Here is a 17,315-nt window from a genome sequence, read left to right as displayed (position 1 = left end):
CACGGGCGCGGCACTGAGCCGACCCATGCGGCCGGACGTGACACGAGAGGGCAGCCGGTGACCCGAACCGTCGAAACAGGCACGGCGGCGAGCCGCCCCGCAGGCAGCCACGCGGCGGTGCCCCAAGCCGTGGGCACGGGCGCGGCACTGAGCCGACCCATGCGGCCGGACGTGACAGGAGTGGGCGGACCGTGAGCCGAACCATGGAAACGGACGCGCCCGTGAGACGACCGGTGCAGCCCAGCGCAGCGGTGACGCGGCGTCTCATACGCAAGGAGACCCGGGGCGATCTGCCGCTGCTGGCCTGCCTCGCGGTGCTGGTTCTGGTGTTGACGGCGCTGTGTGCCTGGGCTCCCGTCCTCGCGGGACGGCAGGAGGACCGGGCGTTGCGGCAGCGCGTCGACGCCGCGCAGGCCCAGGCGCCTCTGATCAGCCTGAGCACCACACCGGAGGTCTTCACCACCTCGCCGCCCTCCGTCGACATGGCCACCCTGCTCGGGGCCGGCCGCACCCTCACCGAGCAGCTCGGCGGCTCCGCCGCGCGGCACCTGACGTTCACCGACGGCGGCAGCTACGACTACGACCCGGCGTCCCTGATCACACCGAAGCCGCCGGGACCCGCGAACACCACCACCCATCTGACGGCCAGTTACCTGCCGTCCGCGCGGGCCCATCTGCGCTATGTCAGCGGCCACGCGCCCGCCGACCACACACCGCCGGCCACCGCGCCCCAGATCGGTCTGTCGCAGGCCACCGCGCAGGCGCTCGGCGTCAGGCCCGGCAGCCGGCTGGCCCTCGAGTTCGCCAGGACGCCCGGCGCACAGAGCGCACCGCCCCACGCGGAACTGCTGGTGAGCGGGGTCTACCGCACCAAGGCCGCCGCCGACGACTTCTGGACCGGCCGGGAGACGCTGGACCAGCCGTCGCGCTACCCGGCGGAGCGCTCCACCGGCACCGTGCTCGCCGTCCAGGGCCTCGTCGGCCGCGACGCCGCCGACGTGCTGGCCGGCGCCGGGGTCGGCGGCCCCCGGGTGACCTGGCAGCTGCGCGCCGACCTCTCCGGCGCGGCGCTCGACCGGGCCCGCGCGCTGACCGGTCCGCTGTCCCACTACGGCGCGGACCTGAGCGCCGCCCGGTGCCAGGGCAGCGACTGGGTCACCGGCGACATCGGCTGCGAGATCGGCGGCCAGGCCACCCAGTCCCTGCTGCTGACGGACTCCCTGACACCGCTGCTGGCCGCGTTCACCGCGCAGGACGACCAGGCCAGGGCGCTGGCGACGTATGCCGTCGACGCGCTCGCCGCCGTCGCGCTGGCCACCGTCGCCGTCGCCGTACGACTGCTGCTGCGCCGGAGGCAGGCGCATCTGCGGTTGCAGCGGGCGCGGGGCGCGTCCACCGCGCGGCTGGTGCTGCTGCGGTGTGCCGTGGCCTGGCCGGTGGTGCTGGTCGCCGCGCTGCTCGGCTGGGCGGCCGGACGGGCTCTCGCGCCCACCGGCACGTCCGGCTCGCCGCAACCTGTGCCCGCCGCCCTCGCCACCGCCGTGGTGGCCCTGACGGTGCCGCTGATGACCTGGCTCGCGGTCCGCGAACCGCGCCGACCCGGCCGGTCGCGCCGCTCGCGCCGGAAGACCGCCGTGGGCCGACGCGTGGTCCTGGAACTGACGGTGCTGCTCGCGACGGCGGCAGGCGTGGTCGCGCTGCGCTCGCAGGGCCCCGACGGGATCCTGGGCGCGGTGCCGGTACTGGTGGCGCTGGCCGTCGTGGTGATCCTGCTGCGGATCCATCCGCTCGTACTGCGCCTGGTGCTACGGCGGACCCGGCGCGGCCGGGGAGCGGTCGGCTTCGTCGGGGCGGCCCGGGCCGCGCACGACGCCCCGGCGACCGGGCTGGCCCTGTTCGTCCTGGTGCTGACCCTGGGCACGGCCGTGTTCGGCGGCCTGGTGCACCGTACGGTCGACGACGGCCTGGCCACGGGCGCGGCCTGGACCACCGGCGCCGACGCGAGCGCGACCGCGGCGGGGACCGCGACCGCCGTACCCGGGGCGGGCACCACTACCGACATACGGACCGCCGTCCAGCGTCTGTACACCCTCGACATGGTGGGACGGACCGACGGCGCGGTGTTCTCCCAGGTCGCCGTGGTCACCGTGGATCCCCGTCAACTGGCCGCCGTCGCCCCGGAGTCACCGCTGGCCGACGCCCTGCTGTCCCGGCTGGCCGCCCCGTCGGGAACCCGTGCCGACCCGGGCGTCCCCCTGCCGTCCTTCCTCTCCCCCGACCTGCGGGCGAGGGAACGCACCGGCGACTTCACCTCCACCGTGGTGACGCAGGGCGAGCCCCCGGTGGACCTGACCTTCGAGCCGGTCGGCACCCTCACCGCCGCGAACCTGCGCGACCCCCTCCTCGGCCCGGTCACGGCACAGATCGCCGCCGGGACGCCGATGCTGATCACCACCGCCACCGCCGAGGATCTGCTACCTCAACAGTCCTCAGGCAGCACGGTGTTGCTCCTGAAGAGCGAAGGTCCCGCGACTGCCGAACCCGCCGCACTGCGGTCGGCGGCGGCCAAGGCGCTCGGACCGCTGGCCCGGATCCTCGTCCGCTCCGAGACCCTGAACTCCCTGCGCGCGGACGGCCTGACGCAGGGTCTCGGCACGCTCTACGCCACCACCTCGATCCTGGCCGCGCTGTCCGGCCTGCTCGCCCTGGCCCTGGAACTGACCCTCACCTCCCACGAGCGCAGCCGCACCACCTCGTATCTGCGCACACTCGGACTCGGCGGCAAGGAGGCCGGGGCGATGCACTTCCTGCAACTGCTGCCGCTGGCGGTGGCGTCGGCGGTGGGCGGCACACTCCTCGGACTGCTCGAACCGCGCCTGATGGCAGGGACGTTGGACCTACGGCAGTTCACCGGCGGCCCGGCCCAACCGGCGCTGCGCACCGACTACTCGCTGACCCTCGCCCTCGTCGCGGGCGTGACCGCGCTGATCCTGGCGGCTGCGGCCACGGAGACCGTCCTTGCGCGCCGGCGCCGGCTGGGGGCGGTACTGCGCCTGACGTGAGGGACGGCCGGAGGGGACGAACCTCTTACCGGGCGCGCTTGTCGCCGCCCGCCCCGTCCCCTGCCTCTGTCTCCGCCCCGGCCCCAGCCTTCTCCGCATCGGACTTCGCCCGCCGGGCGGCCTCGTCGGGCCATACGCCGATGTGGTCGCTCTCCAGGGCCAGCCGCACCCGCTTGCGCAGGTGCAGCCGCTCGGTGAACTCGCCCGGCAACTGCAGCCGGCCGCTGCCGTCGAGCACGGCGTACTCCTCGGCGGAGTGCACCTCGACGCCGTCCTCGCCGGTGGCGACCCGGCGCAACACCTCTGTCGACGTACGGCCGTTGCGGATCCGTACGGTGCGCTGGACCTGCTCGGAGACGAGCGCGTCGTGGGTGACCACGACCACGGTGACGCCCAGGTCCTCGTTGGCCCGGCGCAGTGCGGCGAAGACCTCGTCGCTGGTGGCGGTGTCGAGTTCGCCGGTGGGTTCGTCGGCGAACAGCACCCGGGGTTCGTTGGCGTTGGCCACGGCGACGGCGACCCGTTGCTGTTCGCCGCCGGAGAGGGTGTCGGGGGTGCGGTCCCGGCAGTGTCCGACGGACAGCAGGTCGAGCAACTCCTCTGCCCGGGCCCGGCGTTGGGAGCGCTTGATCCCGGTGTACGACATCGGGAGCATCACGTTCTCCGCCGCCGTGAGGTAGGGCAGCAGATTGCGGGAGGTCTGCTGCCAGACGAAACCCACCGTGCCGCGCCGGTAGTCGAGCCGCTCACGGCGCTTCATCGCGAGCAGGTCGTGTCCGGCGACCTCGGCGGCACCGGCCGTCGGCACGTCCTGGCCGGAGAGGATGCCCAGCAGGGTGGACTTGCCGGAGCCGGAGGCCCCGATCACCGCGATCATCTCGCCCTGCGCCACGGCCAGATCGAGGCCCTGGAGAGCCTGCACCTCGACGCCCTCGGTCCGGTAGATCCGCACCAGGTTCTCGCAGACGACCAGTCCCTCCTCGCGCCGGGGGGCGGCGGCAGCGGCGGCCCGCCGACGCAGCTCGTCCAAGTCCGGTGCCCTGGACGGCTGTTCGTGAACTGCCACGCGGTCCCCCGAGGAGGTGAAGTGTGCGGACGAGCTGTCGGACAGCCGCCAGGGTAATGCGGAAGTGCGTACGAGGTCGGCCCCGTCTCCCCCTTGCTCCTTACTCCTTACTCCTTACTCCACCGAACCCAGCGCGTCTTCCAGGGTCAGCAGCAGCACTTTGCGTTCAAGTCCCCCCGCATAGCCCGTCATTGATCCGTCCGCGCCGATCACCCGGTGGCAGGGGCGGACGACCAGCAGCGGGTTGGCGCCGATCGCCCCGCCCACGGCCCGGACGGCGGGCCGGGACGCGCCGATGCGGGCGGCGATCTCGCCGTACGTCGTCGTCGCGCCGTACGGGACGGAGTCGAGGGCGTTCCACACGCGCTCGCGGAAGTCGGTGCCGGAGGTGCGGAACTCCAGCTGGAATTCCTTGAGTTCACCGGCGAAGTAGGCGGCGAGCTGCTCACCGGCGGCACGGAAGGGGCCAGGGTCCCGCCGCCACTCCGGCTGGACGGTACGGCCGCCCTTCTGGCCGGGGACGGAGAGGGAGGTGAGGGCGCCGGTGCCGTCGGCGGTGAGGAGGAGCCGACCGAGAGGGCTCTCGACACTCGTCCACCGGACGGTGGCCGAGTCAGTCACCAGGTCGGTCACCAGGTCGGTCACCCGATCTGTCCTCGGGTCGGTCGTCGGGTCGGTCATCGGAACTCCAACTCCCCTGCCGTGCGCAGGTGTTGTACGGCGTACGAACGCCAGGGGCGCCAGGCGGCCGGAACATCGGCGCCGGGCGGCGCCACGTCGGGATCGCCGAGGGCGCGGGTACGGATGACGGCGACGGTGGCGGCGTCCATGCCGGGCAGCGCGAGCAGGGCGTCCTGCGCGTCGTCCCGGTCGACCCCGGCGTCGAGTCGTACGGTGCCGTCGGCCAGGGCGGTGGCGAGGGCGGCCAGGGGGTCGCCGGGCGCGGCCCCGGCCAGGGCGGCGGGCTCGGGGAACAGATGGGTGAGGGTCCCGGACGGGGCGTCCAGTGTCTTGCCGTGGCCAAGCACCAGCCGCTCGGCCGCCGCCCGCCCCACCAGGGCCCGTACGGCGAGTTCCTCGGGATCGGCGGCACCCGGTGAGCGCAGGCCCGGCCGGGCGGCGACGAGCGGGGCGAGCCGGGGATCGTCGCCGAGCCGTTCGTCGACGGCGTACGGGTCGGCGTCGAGGTCGAAGAGCCGGCGCAGCCGCTGTACGGCGGTGGTCAGGTCGCGGTGGTCGGTGAGGTGCAGGCGCGCGTCGAGCCAGCCGCCGGGGTGGGCCGGGGTCGCGGTGCCGAGGGCGCCAGGGCGTTCGCCGACGGCGGCGATTCCGGTGCCGTACGGGAGGCGGAGGGTGCGGCGGTAGGTGCGGCGGCCGGGGGTGCCCGTGAGTTCCTCGATGCCGGGGATGGCCTCGCGTTGCAGCAGGTCGAAGACGGCAGCGGACTGGTACGGGCCCCGGTGCGCGAGGCGCAAGGGGATTCCCGCGGCCGACCCGGTCCCCCTCGTCGGCCCCTTGGGGGCGCTGGTGCGCAGCTCGCTCGGGGTCGACGCGTAGACGGCGCGGATCGTGTCGTTGAACTGGCGGACGCTGGCGAACCCGGACGCGAAGGCGATCTCGGTGATCGGCAGGTCGGTGGTCTGCACCAACACGCGTGCGGTGTGCGCCCGTTGGGCCCGGGCGAGGGCGACGGGACCGGCGCCGAGTTCGGCGGTGAGCTGCCGCTGGACCTGCCGTGCGCTGTATCCCAGCCGCACGGCGAGCCCGGCGACACCCTCGCGGTCCACCACGCCGTCGCCGATCAGCCGCATGGCGCGGCCCACGACATCGGCGCGCGCGTTCCACTCGGCCGACCCCGGTACGGCGTCCGGACGGCACCGCCGGCAGGCCCGGAAACCCGAGCCCTGCGCGGCGGCGGCCGTGGCGAAGAACCGCACATTGCGCCGCATCGGCGTCACGGCCGGGCAACTGGGCCGGCAGTAGATCCCGGTCGTGGCGACGCCGAAGAAGAACTCGCCGTCGAACCGGGCGTCCCGGCTCCGTACGGCCTCGTACCTGCTGTCTTCGTCCATCACGCCCTCCAGTCTCCGCCATCCCCGGGGCCGGGGCTGGCGGAAATCGGACGTGGCGTTGACGCGGTGCCGGACGGGGCCGAGAGCCGGGCTGAGCCATCGGAGGCCGGGCTGAGCCGGCGTGGGCCGGGCTGAGCCGGCTGAGGCCGGGCCGGCTACGCCCGGCGCCCCCGCTTCGCCTCCATGGCCGCCTTCCCCTCCGCCCCCTTCCGCTTCCAGTCGCGGCGCAGTTCGGCCCGGACCCGGGCGTCGGTCTTGGCGACGATCCACTGGTTCTCGCGCATGAGCTTGCGGTAACTGTCGAGCCGGCGTTCGGGCAGCTCGCCCGAGTCGACGGCGGCGAGCACCGCGCAGCCCGGTTCGGCGGTGTGGGCGCAGTCGTGGAAGCGGCAGCGTCCCGCCAGTTCCTCGATCTCGGCGAAGACCTGTCCGACCCCGGTCTGCGCGTCCCACAGTCCTACGCCGCGCAGCCCTGGCGTGTCGATCAGCACCCCGCCGCCGGGCAGGACGAGCAGGTTGCGCGTGGTCGTCGTGTGCCGGCCCTTGCCGTCCACGTCACGCGTCGCCCGGACATCCATCACATCCTCGCCGAGCAGCGCGTTCGCGAGCGTCGACTTGCCCGCACCGGACTGCCCGAGCAACACGGACGTACCACCTGCGGCGACCGCGGCGAGGACGTCGATCCCCTCCCCGGTGGCGGCACTGACACTGAGCACCGGCACACCCGGCGCCGTCGTCTCGACGTCCTGCACGAGATACGACAGCCCCACCGCGTCCGGCACGAGGTCGGCCTTGGTCAGCACGACCACGGGTTGGGCGCCGCTCTCCCAGGCGAGCGCGAGAAACCGTTCGATGCGGCCGAGGTCGAGTTCCCCGGTCAACGCCACGGCGACGATCGCGTGGTCGACATTGGCCGCGAGGATCTGCCCCTCGGACCGCTTGGAGGAGGTGGAGCGCACGAAAGCCGTACGACGCGGCAGGAGCGTCCGCACGTACCGCGGACTACCGCCCTCGGGATCGACGGCGGCCCAGTCGCCCGTGCACACGACCTTCATCGGGTCACGCGGGACGACGAACTCGGTGTCGGCACGGACCGTACCGAACGCGGTGATGACGTCACACAGACCACGGTCGACCCGTACGACACGGCCGGGCAGGAGACCCTGCTCGGCGAACGGGGCGAACTCGGCCTCCCAGTCCGCGTCCCAGCCGTAGACGGCAAGAGGGTGCGAAGAAACCGGAACAGAAGAGAAAGACAAGGGGTGACCCTTCACAAGGGTGGCCCCGGCACCGCGCACACAGACGCGGGAAAGGAGTGAGGTCAGCCGGCGGCCACGGGAGTGGACTTGACGAACTTCCGGATGCGGGCAGCGCCCGTCACAGAGACAGCCATCGGTCACACCTCCCACAGCACGAGCCAAGCCACCGGCGGCACCTCAAGGCGTGCCGCTCGAACACCACGAAGAGTAGAAGGCACACGGGCCGCGACGCCAGCGAATTAGGGCGCGCTCTCGGGCCGGCACGTTCACCTCCGTGGCGAGGCGAGCCGGACGAACTCGCCGTCGTGGTGCACCAGTGGCCCCCCGCTCACCCCGTGGCGGGCGTCGAGCACGCGGCCGACGACGAGCGCGTGGTCGGCGATCGTCAGGACGCCGACCGTCGCGACCACCAGCGAGGCGAGCACACCGTCGAGCAGGGGGAGCCCGAAGGGCCCCCGGTGCCAGGAGGTCGCCGTGCCGAACTTCGGGACGCCTGTGCGGGCGAACCGGCGGGCGACGTCCTCCTGGTCCTCGGCGAGGAGGTTGACGGCGACGTGGCGTGCCGTCTTCATGGTCGCCCAGGAGGCGGTGTGCAGGCCGACGGCGAACGACACGTGGGGAGGGTCGAGGGAGACCGTGGCCAGGGAGGTGGCGCACAGGCCGATGGGGGCGTCGTCGCCGGCGGTGATGACCGCGACCCCTTTGGCGTGGTGGCGCATGACAGCCCGGAACGGGGTCGGCCCCCTGACGTCCCGTGCGTCGCCGTCCGGCCGCGGTGCGGAGATGTCCGTCGTCACGCCGCGCTCTCCGGCTCCCGTACCCGGTCGAACAGATCGTCGGCGCACTGCTCGATCTGGACGGTGAACGGCGACGGTTCACCGGGACCGTAGGCCGCGAGGTGCGCGCGCCAGTCGGCGCAGGCACCGTCGGTGTCCCCCAGCGCGTACCGGCTGGCGCCGCGCCGGTAGAGCAGGTCGGGGTCCTCGTCCGCCAGGGCGGGCACCGCGATGTCGAGGTCCGCGAGCGCGCGCCGGTGTTCACCGAGGTCGTGCAGCGCGACGGCCCGGTTGGCCCGCAGTACGGCGCTGTCCTCGATCTCGACGGCGTGGTCGAGGTCGTCGACCGCTTCCGCGAGGCGGCCCGCGGAGTAGACGAGTACGGCGCGGTTCGCCCAGGCCGCGACGTAGCCCGGGTCCGCCTGAAGGGCGGCGGTGAAGCTCTCGTACGCGCCCTGCTCGTCGTTCTCCGCCAGGAGTGTGCCCCGTGCGCACAGCAGGTTCGGGTTCTCGGGGTCCAGGGCCAGGCCCGTGTCGATGTCGGCCCGGGCCTGATCGGCCAGGCCGAGCTCCATGAGCAGGTCGGCGCGGTTGACGAACGTGTCCACGTGGCTGGGATCGAGCACGGCGGCGTAGTCCAGGTCGCGCAGGGCGCCCTCCTCGTCTCCGAGTTCCCGCAGGAGGTCCGCCCGGTTGAAGTGGGCCTCGTGGAACGGCGGACTCAACCGCACCGCTTCGGCGTAGTCCTCCAGGGCCGCGGCGAACCGGCCGGCGGCGCGACGCTCCCCGGCACGTTCGAAGTAGTAGTCGCCGTAGTCGGGATCGCGGCTGATCACCACGTCGTAGTCCTGGAGTGAGCCGCTGTGGTCTCCGAGCGCGGCCAGGATCTGTGCCCGGTTGTAGCGGAGCACGGAACGGTGCAGCAGCTGCTCGTCGGGGCCGAGATCCGCGTCGGTCATCGCGATCGCCTCGTTCACCAGCGCCAGCGCGTCGCCGAGTTCGCCGCGGTGCATCTCGACGAGAGCCCGTGCGTTGCGCATGAAGGCTCCGACGAACACACGCCGGTGCGGATCGGGATTCCAGTCGGCGAAGGCGATCGCGGTGTTCACCCACTCCATCGCCCGTGTCTCGTCGTGCATGCCCTTCGGCAGGTGGCGGGTGTAGAGCATGGCCATCATGTAGCAGCTGTTCATGTGGATCTCGGGTTCGGTACTGCCGGCCCGGAGTTCGGCGAAATACGAGAAACCCTTCTCGCCCCGCCGCAGATAGGAAAGACAGGCACCGACCTTGTTGGTGAGGTTCCAGTAGGCCTTCGGCCGTTCGCTGCCGTACAGCTGCCGGCCGCGGTACGCGATGTCGAGCGCCGCCTCGTAGAAGCCCGAGTCGAAGCAGGCCTCGGTGGCCTCGACGAAGGCCTGTCCGGCGGCGGCGGAGTCCGTCCCGTGCTCCAGGTGGTAGAGGTGCGCTCCCAGGTTCGTGCCCGGTTCCGCGAGAGCGGCCACTCGTGCGGCGCGGGCGGTGTGCCGGCGGGCCCGCTCGTCCGCCGGGAGTGCCGCGTAGGCACGTTCCAGCGCGGGGTCCTTGCCGGTTCCGTCGGAGTCGATGAACGCCTGGGCGGGATCGGCGTCGGCCGGCAGCGTGCGCGCGGCCCGCGCCGGCCGACCGACGCGGTGCGCGTAGGCGGGTACGGCACGGCCGAGTTCGTCGTCGGTGACGCCCTCCGTCTCCGCGACCACGGTCAGCACCTCCGGGTCGCAGCGGCGCAGCAGTACGCCCACCAGCTCCCGGTCGGTGGGATCGGCGTCGTCCAGCTCGCGGAACTCGACGACCACACCCTCCGGACGCGTCAGACGTGCCCAGTCCATGAGCAGCTCGGCGACGCCGTGGGCGAGCCGCAGGGTGCGGGCCACGGAGTAGAACCGGGTGCGTTCCGCACGGCTGGCGAGGCTGGTGAGGGTCTGCGGGGCTATCGGGACGAGCGGGGTGAGGTCCGGGGCGAGGGAGATGATCTCGATCGCCCTCGCCTCGACCAGGTCGGCGTGGTGCTCGACGAGTTCGGGCACGACGACGCGCAGCAGGGCTCCGCCCCCGGTGTAGGGTCCGCGGAGCCGGCGGTGGCAGCGCAGCACGAGGTCCGGCTCGGGCCGCTGCCGAAGGGTGTCGCCGGGCGGGACGCCGGTGCCGGTGACGGCCCAGTGGTGCCGTGGCGAGGACGAGGTCATGACGGTACTCCTTGGTTGGTGGCCTTGCGGGCGCGCCGGTCCCGCACGGTGACGTACAGCAGCAGACCGATCTGAAGGGATGTCAGGCCGACGAAGCTCGCCGCGTCGAGCAGACCGGTGGTGGCGGTCCCGGTGCCCCGGAACCGGTCGGCGATCTGCGACCAGAAGTGCACAGTGGTCGGAATCCCGGCCCAGACGAGGCTGCCTAGGGAGAAGCCGTAGCCCGCCACGAGCAGCGGGGCGTACCAGCGGGCCATCGCACGGTCCCGGTCGGACCAGTCGGCATCGGGCTGCGGGAGTGTCCGGCGCAGCAGGCGCCGGAGCAGGGTGCGCAGCTGGAATCGGGTGGCGTTCTGCAGGTCCGAGCAGCGCAGGGCGTTGGTGAGGACGTAGTAGAGGTCTGTCTCCAGGTAGAACATGAACTGCCAGATCAGCCTCATCACGCAGGTGAACGCCACGGCCAGGCAGACCGCGGAGCACCAGGCGGGTCCGACGCCGCGCAGGGCGACCGACAGCAGCGTCATGGCCGCGACCAGGACGGCGTCGGCCAGCATCCCCGCGACGAACGGGAGATAGCGCCGTCGTCGCTCCACACTGAACAGGGAGTCCAGCCGGGTCTCCGCGACCAGGTAGTACAGCCTCCGGCTGATGGTGAGCGTCGAGGGCAGACCGAGCCGGCGTCCGGAGAGCGCGTGAAAGCCCTCGTGGACGAGGATGCAGGGGATCTGCACCACGGTCAGGGTGATGGGGATCAGCGAGAGGTGGTCGGTGAAGAACACGTCGTGGTAGGAGGGCCGTAACGACGGGTCGCGGACCATTGCCACGATCGCCGCGCCGATCAGCGCGAGGTAGCACAGCCAGGCGGGCCAGGAGAAGGTCCACCGCCCCAGTCGCTGCCAGCGCACCTCTACGGCGGCCGGGTCGTCCTCGCCCTCGGCCCGCAGGAAGCCGAGTTCGCCGAGTGTCTCCAGGAAGTCCTCGACGTCGAGGGTCTCGCCGCACGTCCGCTCGTACCAGGCGGCGACCTCGGAGACCGGCAGTCCGGAGTCCAGCATGCGCAGGGCTTCCGCCCCCTCCTCGGGGAAGACCGCGTAGGAGGCGATGTCCGGCCGGCCGACCATCACGCCGTCGTCCTGGGCGATCATCGTGAGCTTGTGCAGGAGGACAGTGGTGCTGTCCGACGAAGCCACGGTCATGGGGCTGGCGCCTCTCTGCGTGAGATGTGATCGGAGCCGGGCTCAGGGCGGGTGCTCGGAGCCCGGCTCCGATCGAGACCTGTCCTAGAGGAGTTCCTAGAGCGCGGAGCAGCAGTAGTACGCGGTGCTGGTCAGGCGGATGGTGCCGGCCTTGCGGATCGACATCTTCTTCATGGTTTCCCTCCTCCCTCGGTTCTCGGGTGAACGGCGGAACCCGGCCAAGTCTGCGGAGCGGGGAGGGCGCGTACGTCGGCACCATGACGTATAGGGGGCTGCGGGAATTGACTAGTGCGTCCGGCCGGTCCGGTGAGCGGACCCGGGCGCGACAGCCCGTCTCCCCGCATATGACGCTGTCCTCCGGCAGTCCGTCGGGGGAGAGTGATCGTGTTGGGGAACCATCGCGTGTCCGCGTGTCCTGGTGTTCCTGGTGCCGGCGTTCGACGGCGGCGCGTCGTATGAGCGACTCGCCGCCCTTCGTCGGACGGGACAGGGAGAAGAAGGTCGCGGCGGCGGTGTACGAGCGGGCGGCGGGCGGCCGGGCCCAGGTGCTCCTGATCACCGGTGAGGCAGGTCTCGGCAAGACCCGGCTGGTGGAGGAGCTGCGGGTGACGGCCGTCGCCGCCCACGGTCACACCCGGGTGCTGGTCGGTGCCGCGGTCCCACTGAGCGGGACCACCCTGCCGTACGGGCCGTTCGTGGAGGCGCTGCGCGACCGGGCCGAGAAGGTGTTCGCCGACGACGGGACGGACGACGTACCGCCGGCGCGGCAGCATCTGTTCGAGCGGGTGCTCGCGTCACTGTCCGGCCTCTCGGCCCGGTCTCCGCTGCTGCTCGTGCTGGAGGACCTGCACTGGGCCGACGAGTCCACCCGCGATCTGCTGGCCTTCCTCGCGGTCCGTCTGCGGGGGCAGCGGGTGCTGGTGGTCGCCACGGTCCGCGAGGAGGATCTCGGCGACGAGGCGCGGCGCTGGTGCGCGGAGCTGGCCCACCGCCCGTGTGTGACCCGGCTGCGGCTCACCGCACTCGCCGACAGCGAGGTCGCCGAACTCGTCGCCGGTCTGCTCGCGGCAGACGACGAGCACGCCGAGCGGGTGGACACGGCCGCCGTGGTCTCCACCGCCGGCGGCAACCCGCTCTACGCCCGGGAACTCGTCCGGGCGGCTCCGCACTGGCCGCCGCCGGCGATCGTCGAGCCCGTACTGGCCAGGACGTCACGCTGCGCGGCGCCGGTCCGAGAGGTGATCGACCAGATCACGGTGGCCGACGGCACCATGTCCCATGAGCTGCTCGCGGCGACCCTGCACCGGCCCGAGGACACGCTGCTCGCCCCGGTCCGGAACGCGGTCGGCCTGGGGCTGCTGGTGACGACGGACGACGGCTATGCCATCCCGCACGGGCTGGTCCGGCGGATCCTGTACGCCGATCTCCTGCCGGGCGAGCGCCGCCTCCTGCATCGGCGCTACGCGACCGCGCTCGCCCGGCGGAAAGGCGGGGCGGAGCCGGCGCTCCTGGCCCACCACTGGCACCGGGCCGGCTGTCACGACCGGGCCGCGAGCGCGGCCCTCACGGCTGCGCGCGCCGCGTTCACGGCACACGCCTACGGGGTGGCCGACCGGTTGTACGCCCTGGTCGCGGAGTTGGAGCAGTGGCTGCCCGAGCCAGAACCGGGGGTGTGGGAGGAGGCGGCGCGGGCTGCCGCCATGGCCGGGTGGCCCGCACGGGCGGTGGAGTACGGCACGCGGGCGCTCGCGGCCGTCGGGTCCGGGATGCCCACCGACCGGGCCAGGATCCTCGAACGCGTGGGCTGCTACCGGTGGGAGTCGGGGGACCTCAGGGGCTCGGTCGAAACCACCGCGCAGGCGGTGGCCCTGCTGGACGGAGGTCCGCCGTCGGCACTGCGGGCCCGGCTCCTGGCCTCGCTGGCCGCCGCGCGGTCGCTGCTCGGCGAGCCGCACGGAGCGCTGCCGCAGGCGCAACGGGCCCTGGAGATGGCCGAGCGGGCCGATGGGATCGCCGAGCGGGCCCATGCCCGCACCGCGCTCGGCGTCGTCCTGGCCCGGCAGGGCGATCCCGGTGCCGCGGCCGACGCGTTGCGCACGGCGTGCGCCCTGGCACAGCGGGCAGGCGCCGTCGAGGACGTCGTACGTGCCGTGAGCAGCCTGGTGAACGTCCTCGCGGGCGTCGGCCGCTTCGGCGAGGCACACGAGGTGGCACAGGCCGGCCGGCGAGCGGCGGAGAGCCTGGGGGCACCGCCCGCGCTCACCGCCGTCCTGGACGGCGCCACGGCCGCCGTCCTCGTCGCGACAGGGCGGTGGACCGCGGCCGACCGGCTGCTGAACGGACTTGTCGACATGGCGACCCCGAACACTCTCAGGCACTTACAGCTTCTGCGACTGGAACTGGCCGTCGCCCGCGGGGAGCGGCAACACGCGACGGATCTGGCCGCCGAACTCCCTGTGCCGGCCGACGACCCGGGACTGGCCGGGCCGGTACACGCCTGCCTCGCGGAGCAGGCGCTCCACTCCGGTGACCTGGTCACGGCCGCGGACCAGGTGCTGCGCGGCCTGGCGGTACCGGGCGGGGACTCGTTCCCGGCGCACGAGATCCGGCTGCTGGCGATCGGGAGCCGTGTCGAGGCGGACCTCGCGCTGCTGCCCCGCCCGATGCGACCCCGGGACCTCCCCCCGGCCTGGCACACGCTCACGCGCACCTGTCCCGACCGGGTCCGCCTGGCCGTCGAACACCGCCGCTCCGACCGGGAGGTGGCCGCGTTCGGTGAACTGGCCGCCGCCGAACGTGCCCGTGCGGCGGGAACCGACGACCGGGCGGCATGGCGGGCCGTCGCCGACATGTGGCGGGCGGCCGGTCTGCCGTACCCGGAGGCGTATGCGCGGCTGCGCGAGGCCGAGGCGGCGCTCCGGGCGGGCCGACGTCAACAGGCCGGGCGGGCCCTGGCGGCCTGCGCGAGCCTGGCCGGTCCGCTCGGCGCGGCACCGCTGCTGCGGCTGGCCGAGGAACTGGCGGAGCGCGGCCGGCTGACGCACCAACTCGCCCGGCAGGGCCGGTCCGTCGCCCTCCGCAGCCGGTTCGACCTGACGGAACGCGAATCACAGGTGCTCGCCCTGTTGTCCAAGGGGGCGAGCAACCGGCAGATCGCCCGGTCCCTGTTCATCAGCGATCGCACCGTCGCCGTGCATGTGTCGCACATCCTGTCGAAACTCGGCGTCCGCAACCGCACCGAGGCCGCGCTCACCCGCGCGCTCCAGCTTGCGGTGCCGTGACGCGGGTGCCGTCCCGGGCGAGCGCGAGGAACCGTTTCGGGTGCGGGTCGCCCTGGCCCAAAAAATCGAACACATGATTGAATTTAGGCATGCGATCGCTTCCCCATGACCTCGCCCAGGCACAGCAGGAGTGGAGTGCCACCTATCGGCAGCTCGCCGAGCGGCCCGGCCGTACCGAACTGCGCCGTCGTCTGTACCGGCTGTCGGCCCAGCTGTTCTTCCATTCCTACTGGCAGCAACGGCGCCCCAGCCCGGCGGCGTGGTGGGAGTTGCGTGCCCTGGGGCGGTCGGACGGGGGCGGGAGTAAGCGGCTTCATCAATGACACGCCGGAACGCGGGGTCGTATGTCCCGGACGATCCTGAAGAGATGTCCGGACCGATTCGCGTGACCGTGCATCCACCGTCGCCCAGCGGCGGTCGGCGCGTGCGGGTCGACGGCGAGATCCTCGGGCTGGCCCACAACGTGACCGATGTGGCGGAGTTCCTCCGCCGCGCCGGATGGGAGATCGACCCGGCGGAGGTCCCGGAGTCACCGTGGATCGACTGGCGGGGAGTGGGGCCCGAGCGCTGGGGTCCGGAGCCGATCGGCTGACGGACTAGGGCCTCGCGCTGTGGCCGGTCGTGCACGCGCTGAGGAACCGGGGCGCTGTGAGGAGCGCGGTTCAGCTGTTCCCGTCCCGGAGGTCCGCGTCGAACCCGGGCCCGGCTTCCGGGCGGCGGGCACTGGAGTTGACGTCACAAGCCTCGGCGGGACTCGCGCCGGGCGCGCTTCGCTTCCTTCTGCGCCTCCTTCGACTCGGCGCTGTCATGCAGCGGTTCGGCGACGGAGAAGCGGCAGCCGAAGCCGTTCATGTCTCCGTCGCCGACCAGCAGGGGCCCTCGCCGGTACGGAGACATCGCTCCCCCGATCCCGGAGTCCGGGAGACCGCTCTTCCGGCCTCCCCGGCGCTCGGCCCGCCCCCTACCACCGGCGCGTGCTCAGCGTACGGCGGCGACCGCGGGCGCGTCGGCCGTCGCCGGGTAGTCCGGCGGTGTCGCCCAGCCCAGCAGGATGCCGGCGACGGTGGCGAGCGGACGGTTGTGGATTTTCGCCGCGAGGGTCTCCAGGAGGCGGAAGACGGTGTAGTAGGCGCCCGTCAGGACGGTGGTGACGACGCTGGCCACCGACGCCGAGTCGAAGGTGACGCCGATGCGGACGAGGAGGGTCAGGAGGAGTCCGGCGACTATCGGTACGACCGTGCGCATGAAGCTGACGAAGAGGTTCACTGGGAGTCCTGCCTTTCGGTGGCCCGCGGCCCCTGGTGCCGTCACGGGGCGGTGTCGAGGTGGACGACGACCTTGCCGACGGCCGTCTCGATGGCCGCGGTGATGGAGGAGACCAGGGCGGCGGGGTCGATGGTCTTGTCGAACGTCGCGATGGCCGCGGCGAGTTGGGTGATGGCCGCGCTCTGCGCCGCCTCGGTCGCCTGCACGGCCCGTAGCCGGATGTTGGTGTCCTTGATGTAGGACTGGAGCTCCCAGTACGGGTTGGTCTTCGCGTCGGGGGCGTCTGCGGGGGCGGCGATCAGGCCGTCCATCGTCAGCACCGCCGTCGCGGAAGCGGTGGCGATCTTGGCGATGTCGTCGGCGGTGAGCGGCATGTCGGTCTCCGTTCCGGCGGCCCACGTGCGCAGCGCGGACTCGCTCAGGTAGCAGATGGATCGGTCGAGCGGGGTCGAGGTGAACTGCCAGAACAGCGGCGTCCGGCCGGCCGGGGCGGGCCGCGTGTGCGCCTCCGCCTGTGCGTAGGTCGCGGCACCGGACCAGGGGTAGGCCGGGTACCACAGCGGTACGTCGGCGGGCGCGTGGCCCGCGGTCAGGTCGCTGCCCGAGGTGTAGACGCCGACGCGCTGGCCGGGGAACGCGGCCCGGACCGCGGCGATCCACGCCTTGGCGTAGGACAGGATCCCGGCCGCGGTGACGCCCGCGTAGTTCGCTCCGTCGGACCGGCGTTCCAGGTCGAGCCAGTGCACGAAGCCGGGGCGGGCGTGGGGTTTGACGGCGGCCACGTAGTTCGCCGCCTCGGTGGTGGCGCTCTGGATCGGCCAGCCGAAGTGGTAGGCGCCGGGGACGAGTCCGGCGTCGACGACGGCGGTGATGTGCTGGGCGAAGCGCGGGTCGTGGGTGTGCTCGCCCTCGCTGGCCTTGGCGAAGGCGAAGACGACGCCTTCGGCCTTGCGGGCGGTCCAGTTCTGGGGCGTCTGGAAGGCGGAGACGTCGACGCCACGGCATGTGGCCATGTGGGCAATCCCCTTTCGGGTCGTCGTTCCGGCATCGTTGCGGGAGGGCTTTCGGTCGTCATATGTCCTTCGTCATGGGGACGATGGCAGGCACCCCGTGAC

General features: G+C 72.7%; 14 protein-coding genes. 4 read left to right on the top strand and 10 right to left on the bottom strand.

Annotation, left to right across the window (positions count from 1 at the left end; translation table 11 throughout):
• The first annotated feature begins 221 nt into the window (after nucleotides 1–221).
• Nucleotides 222–3,062: a hypothetical protein gene (locus tag ACIQBL_RS08055; RefSeq protein WP_401938155.1), complete on the top strand. Its 2,841-nt coding sequence runs from the start codon at nucleotides 222–224 to the stop codon at nucleotides 3,060–3,062.
• A 25-nt stretch (nucleotides 3,063–3,087) separates the two neighbouring features.
• On the opposite strand, the gene ACIQBL_RS08050 is transcribed toward ACIQBL_RS08055, so the two are convergent.
• From ACIQBL_RS08050 to ACIQBL_RS08020, 7 genes are all read right to left on the bottom strand, one after another.
• Entirely contained in the window at nucleotides 3,088–4,128 is a 1,041-nt protein-coding gene (locus ACIQBL_RS08050) for an ABC transporter ATP-binding protein (RefSeq protein ID WP_401938153.1), read from the bottom strand.
• A 114-nt stretch (nucleotides 4,129–4,242) separates the two neighbouring features.
• Complete coding sequence (locus ACIQBL_RS08045) at nucleotides 4,243–4,809, bottom strand: methylated-DNA--[protein]-cysteine S-methyltransferase (protein WP_401938151.1); 567 nt, start codon at nucleotides 4,807–4,809, stop codon at nucleotides 4,243–4,245.
• Nucleotides 4,806–6,200, bottom strand: coding sequence for an AlkA N-terminal domain-containing protein (locus tag ACIQBL_RS08040; RefSeq protein ID WP_401938150.1), 1,395 nt, complete (start codon nucleotides 6,198–6,200; stop codon nucleotides 4,806–4,808). The genes ACIQBL_RS08045 and ACIQBL_RS08040 overlap by 4 nt, the downstream gene beginning before the upstream one ends.
• A gap of 155 nt (nucleotides 6,201–6,355) precedes the next feature.
• On the bottom strand, nucleotides 6,356–7,459 hold the full coding sequence (gene rsgA, locus ACIQBL_RS08035) for a ribosome small subunit-dependent GTPase A (RefSeq protein ID WP_401938147.1): 1,104 nt from the start codon (nucleotides 7,457–7,459) through the stop codon (nucleotides 6,356–6,358).
• A 266-nt stretch (nucleotides 7,460–7,725) separates the two neighbouring features.
• On the bottom strand, nucleotides 7,726–8,256 hold the full coding sequence (locus tag ACIQBL_RS08030) for a flavin reductase family protein (protein ID WP_401938145.1): 531 nt from the start codon (nucleotides 8,254–8,256) through the stop codon (nucleotides 7,726–7,728).
• Nucleotides 8,253–10,457: a tetratricopeptide repeat protein gene (locus ACIQBL_RS08025; protein WP_401938143.1), complete on the bottom strand. Its 2,205-nt coding sequence runs from the start codon at nucleotides 10,455–10,457 to the stop codon at nucleotides 8,253–8,255. Before ACIQBL_RS08025 ends, ACIQBL_RS08030 begins: the two co-directional genes overlap by 4 nt.
• On the bottom strand, nucleotides 10,454–11,653 hold the full coding sequence (locus ACIQBL_RS08020; protein ID WP_401938140.1) for a hypothetical protein: 1,200 nt from the start codon (nucleotides 11,651–11,653) through the stop codon (nucleotides 10,454–10,456). Before ACIQBL_RS08020 ends, ACIQBL_RS08025 begins: the two co-directional genes overlap by 4 nt.
• A gap of 455 nt (nucleotides 11,654–12,108) precedes the next feature.
• Here ACIQBL_RS08020 and ACIQBL_RS08015 point away from each other — a divergent pair, with 455 nt between their 5' ends.
• The 3 genes from ACIQBL_RS08015 (at nucleotide 12,109) to ACIQBL_RS08005 (ending at nucleotide 15,526) form a co-directional block, all read left to right on the top strand.
• Nucleotides 12,109–14,934 carry an ATP-binding protein gene (locus tag ACIQBL_RS08015; protein WP_401938138.1) on the top strand — a complete coding sequence of 942 codons (2,826 nt, stop codon included), beginning with the start codon at nucleotides 12,109–12,111 and terminating at the stop codon, nucleotides 14,932–14,934.
• An 89-nt stretch (nucleotides 14,935–15,023) separates the two neighbouring features.
• On the top strand, nucleotides 15,024–15,257 hold the full coding sequence (locus tag ACIQBL_RS08010; protein WP_401938137.1) for a hypothetical protein: 234 nt from the start codon (nucleotides 15,024–15,026) through the stop codon (nucleotides 15,255–15,257).
• A gap of 44 nt (nucleotides 15,258–15,301) precedes the next feature.
• On the top strand, nucleotides 15,302–15,526 hold the full coding sequence (locus ACIQBL_RS08005; protein ID WP_401938134.1) for a hypothetical protein: 225 nt from the start codon (nucleotides 15,302–15,304) through the stop codon (nucleotides 15,524–15,526).
• Between the two features lie 143 nt (nucleotides 15,527–15,669).
• Here ACIQBL_RS08005 and ACIQBL_RS08000 read toward each other — a convergent pair whose 3' ends face one another.
• The 3 genes from ACIQBL_RS08000 to ACIQBL_RS07990 all read right to left on the bottom strand — a co-directional run bounded on the left by ACIQBL_RS08000 (nucleotide 15,670) and on the right by ACIQBL_RS07990 (nucleotide 17,213).
• Nucleotides 15,670–15,831 (bottom strand): hypothetical protein, encoded by a 162-nt coding sequence (locus ACIQBL_RS08000; protein ID WP_401938131.1) that lies wholly within the window; start codon nucleotides 15,829–15,831, stop codon nucleotides 15,670–15,672.
• Between the two features lie 81 nt (nucleotides 15,832–15,912).
• A complete protein-coding gene (locus tag ACIQBL_RS07995; RefSeq protein ID WP_401938129.1) occupies nucleotides 15,913–16,200 on the bottom strand; it encodes a hypothetical protein in 288 nt (95 codons plus the stop codon).
• A gap of 41 nt (nucleotides 16,201–16,241) precedes the next feature.
• On the bottom strand, nucleotides 16,242–17,213 hold the full coding sequence (locus ACIQBL_RS07990) for a glycoside hydrolase family 25 protein (protein ID WP_401938128.1): 972 nt from the start codon (nucleotides 17,211–17,213) through the stop codon (nucleotides 16,242–16,244).
• Nucleotides 17,214–17,315 lie beyond the last annotated feature (102 nt).

The organism is Streptomyces sp. NPDC088350, from assembly GCF_044753545.1.
Classification (GTDB): Bacteria; Actinomycetota; Actinomycetes; order Streptomycetales; family Streptomycetaceae; genus Streptomyces.
Note: the sequence above shows the minus strand (reverse complement) of the source record. Positions and strands in the feature narration are given on the sequence as shown.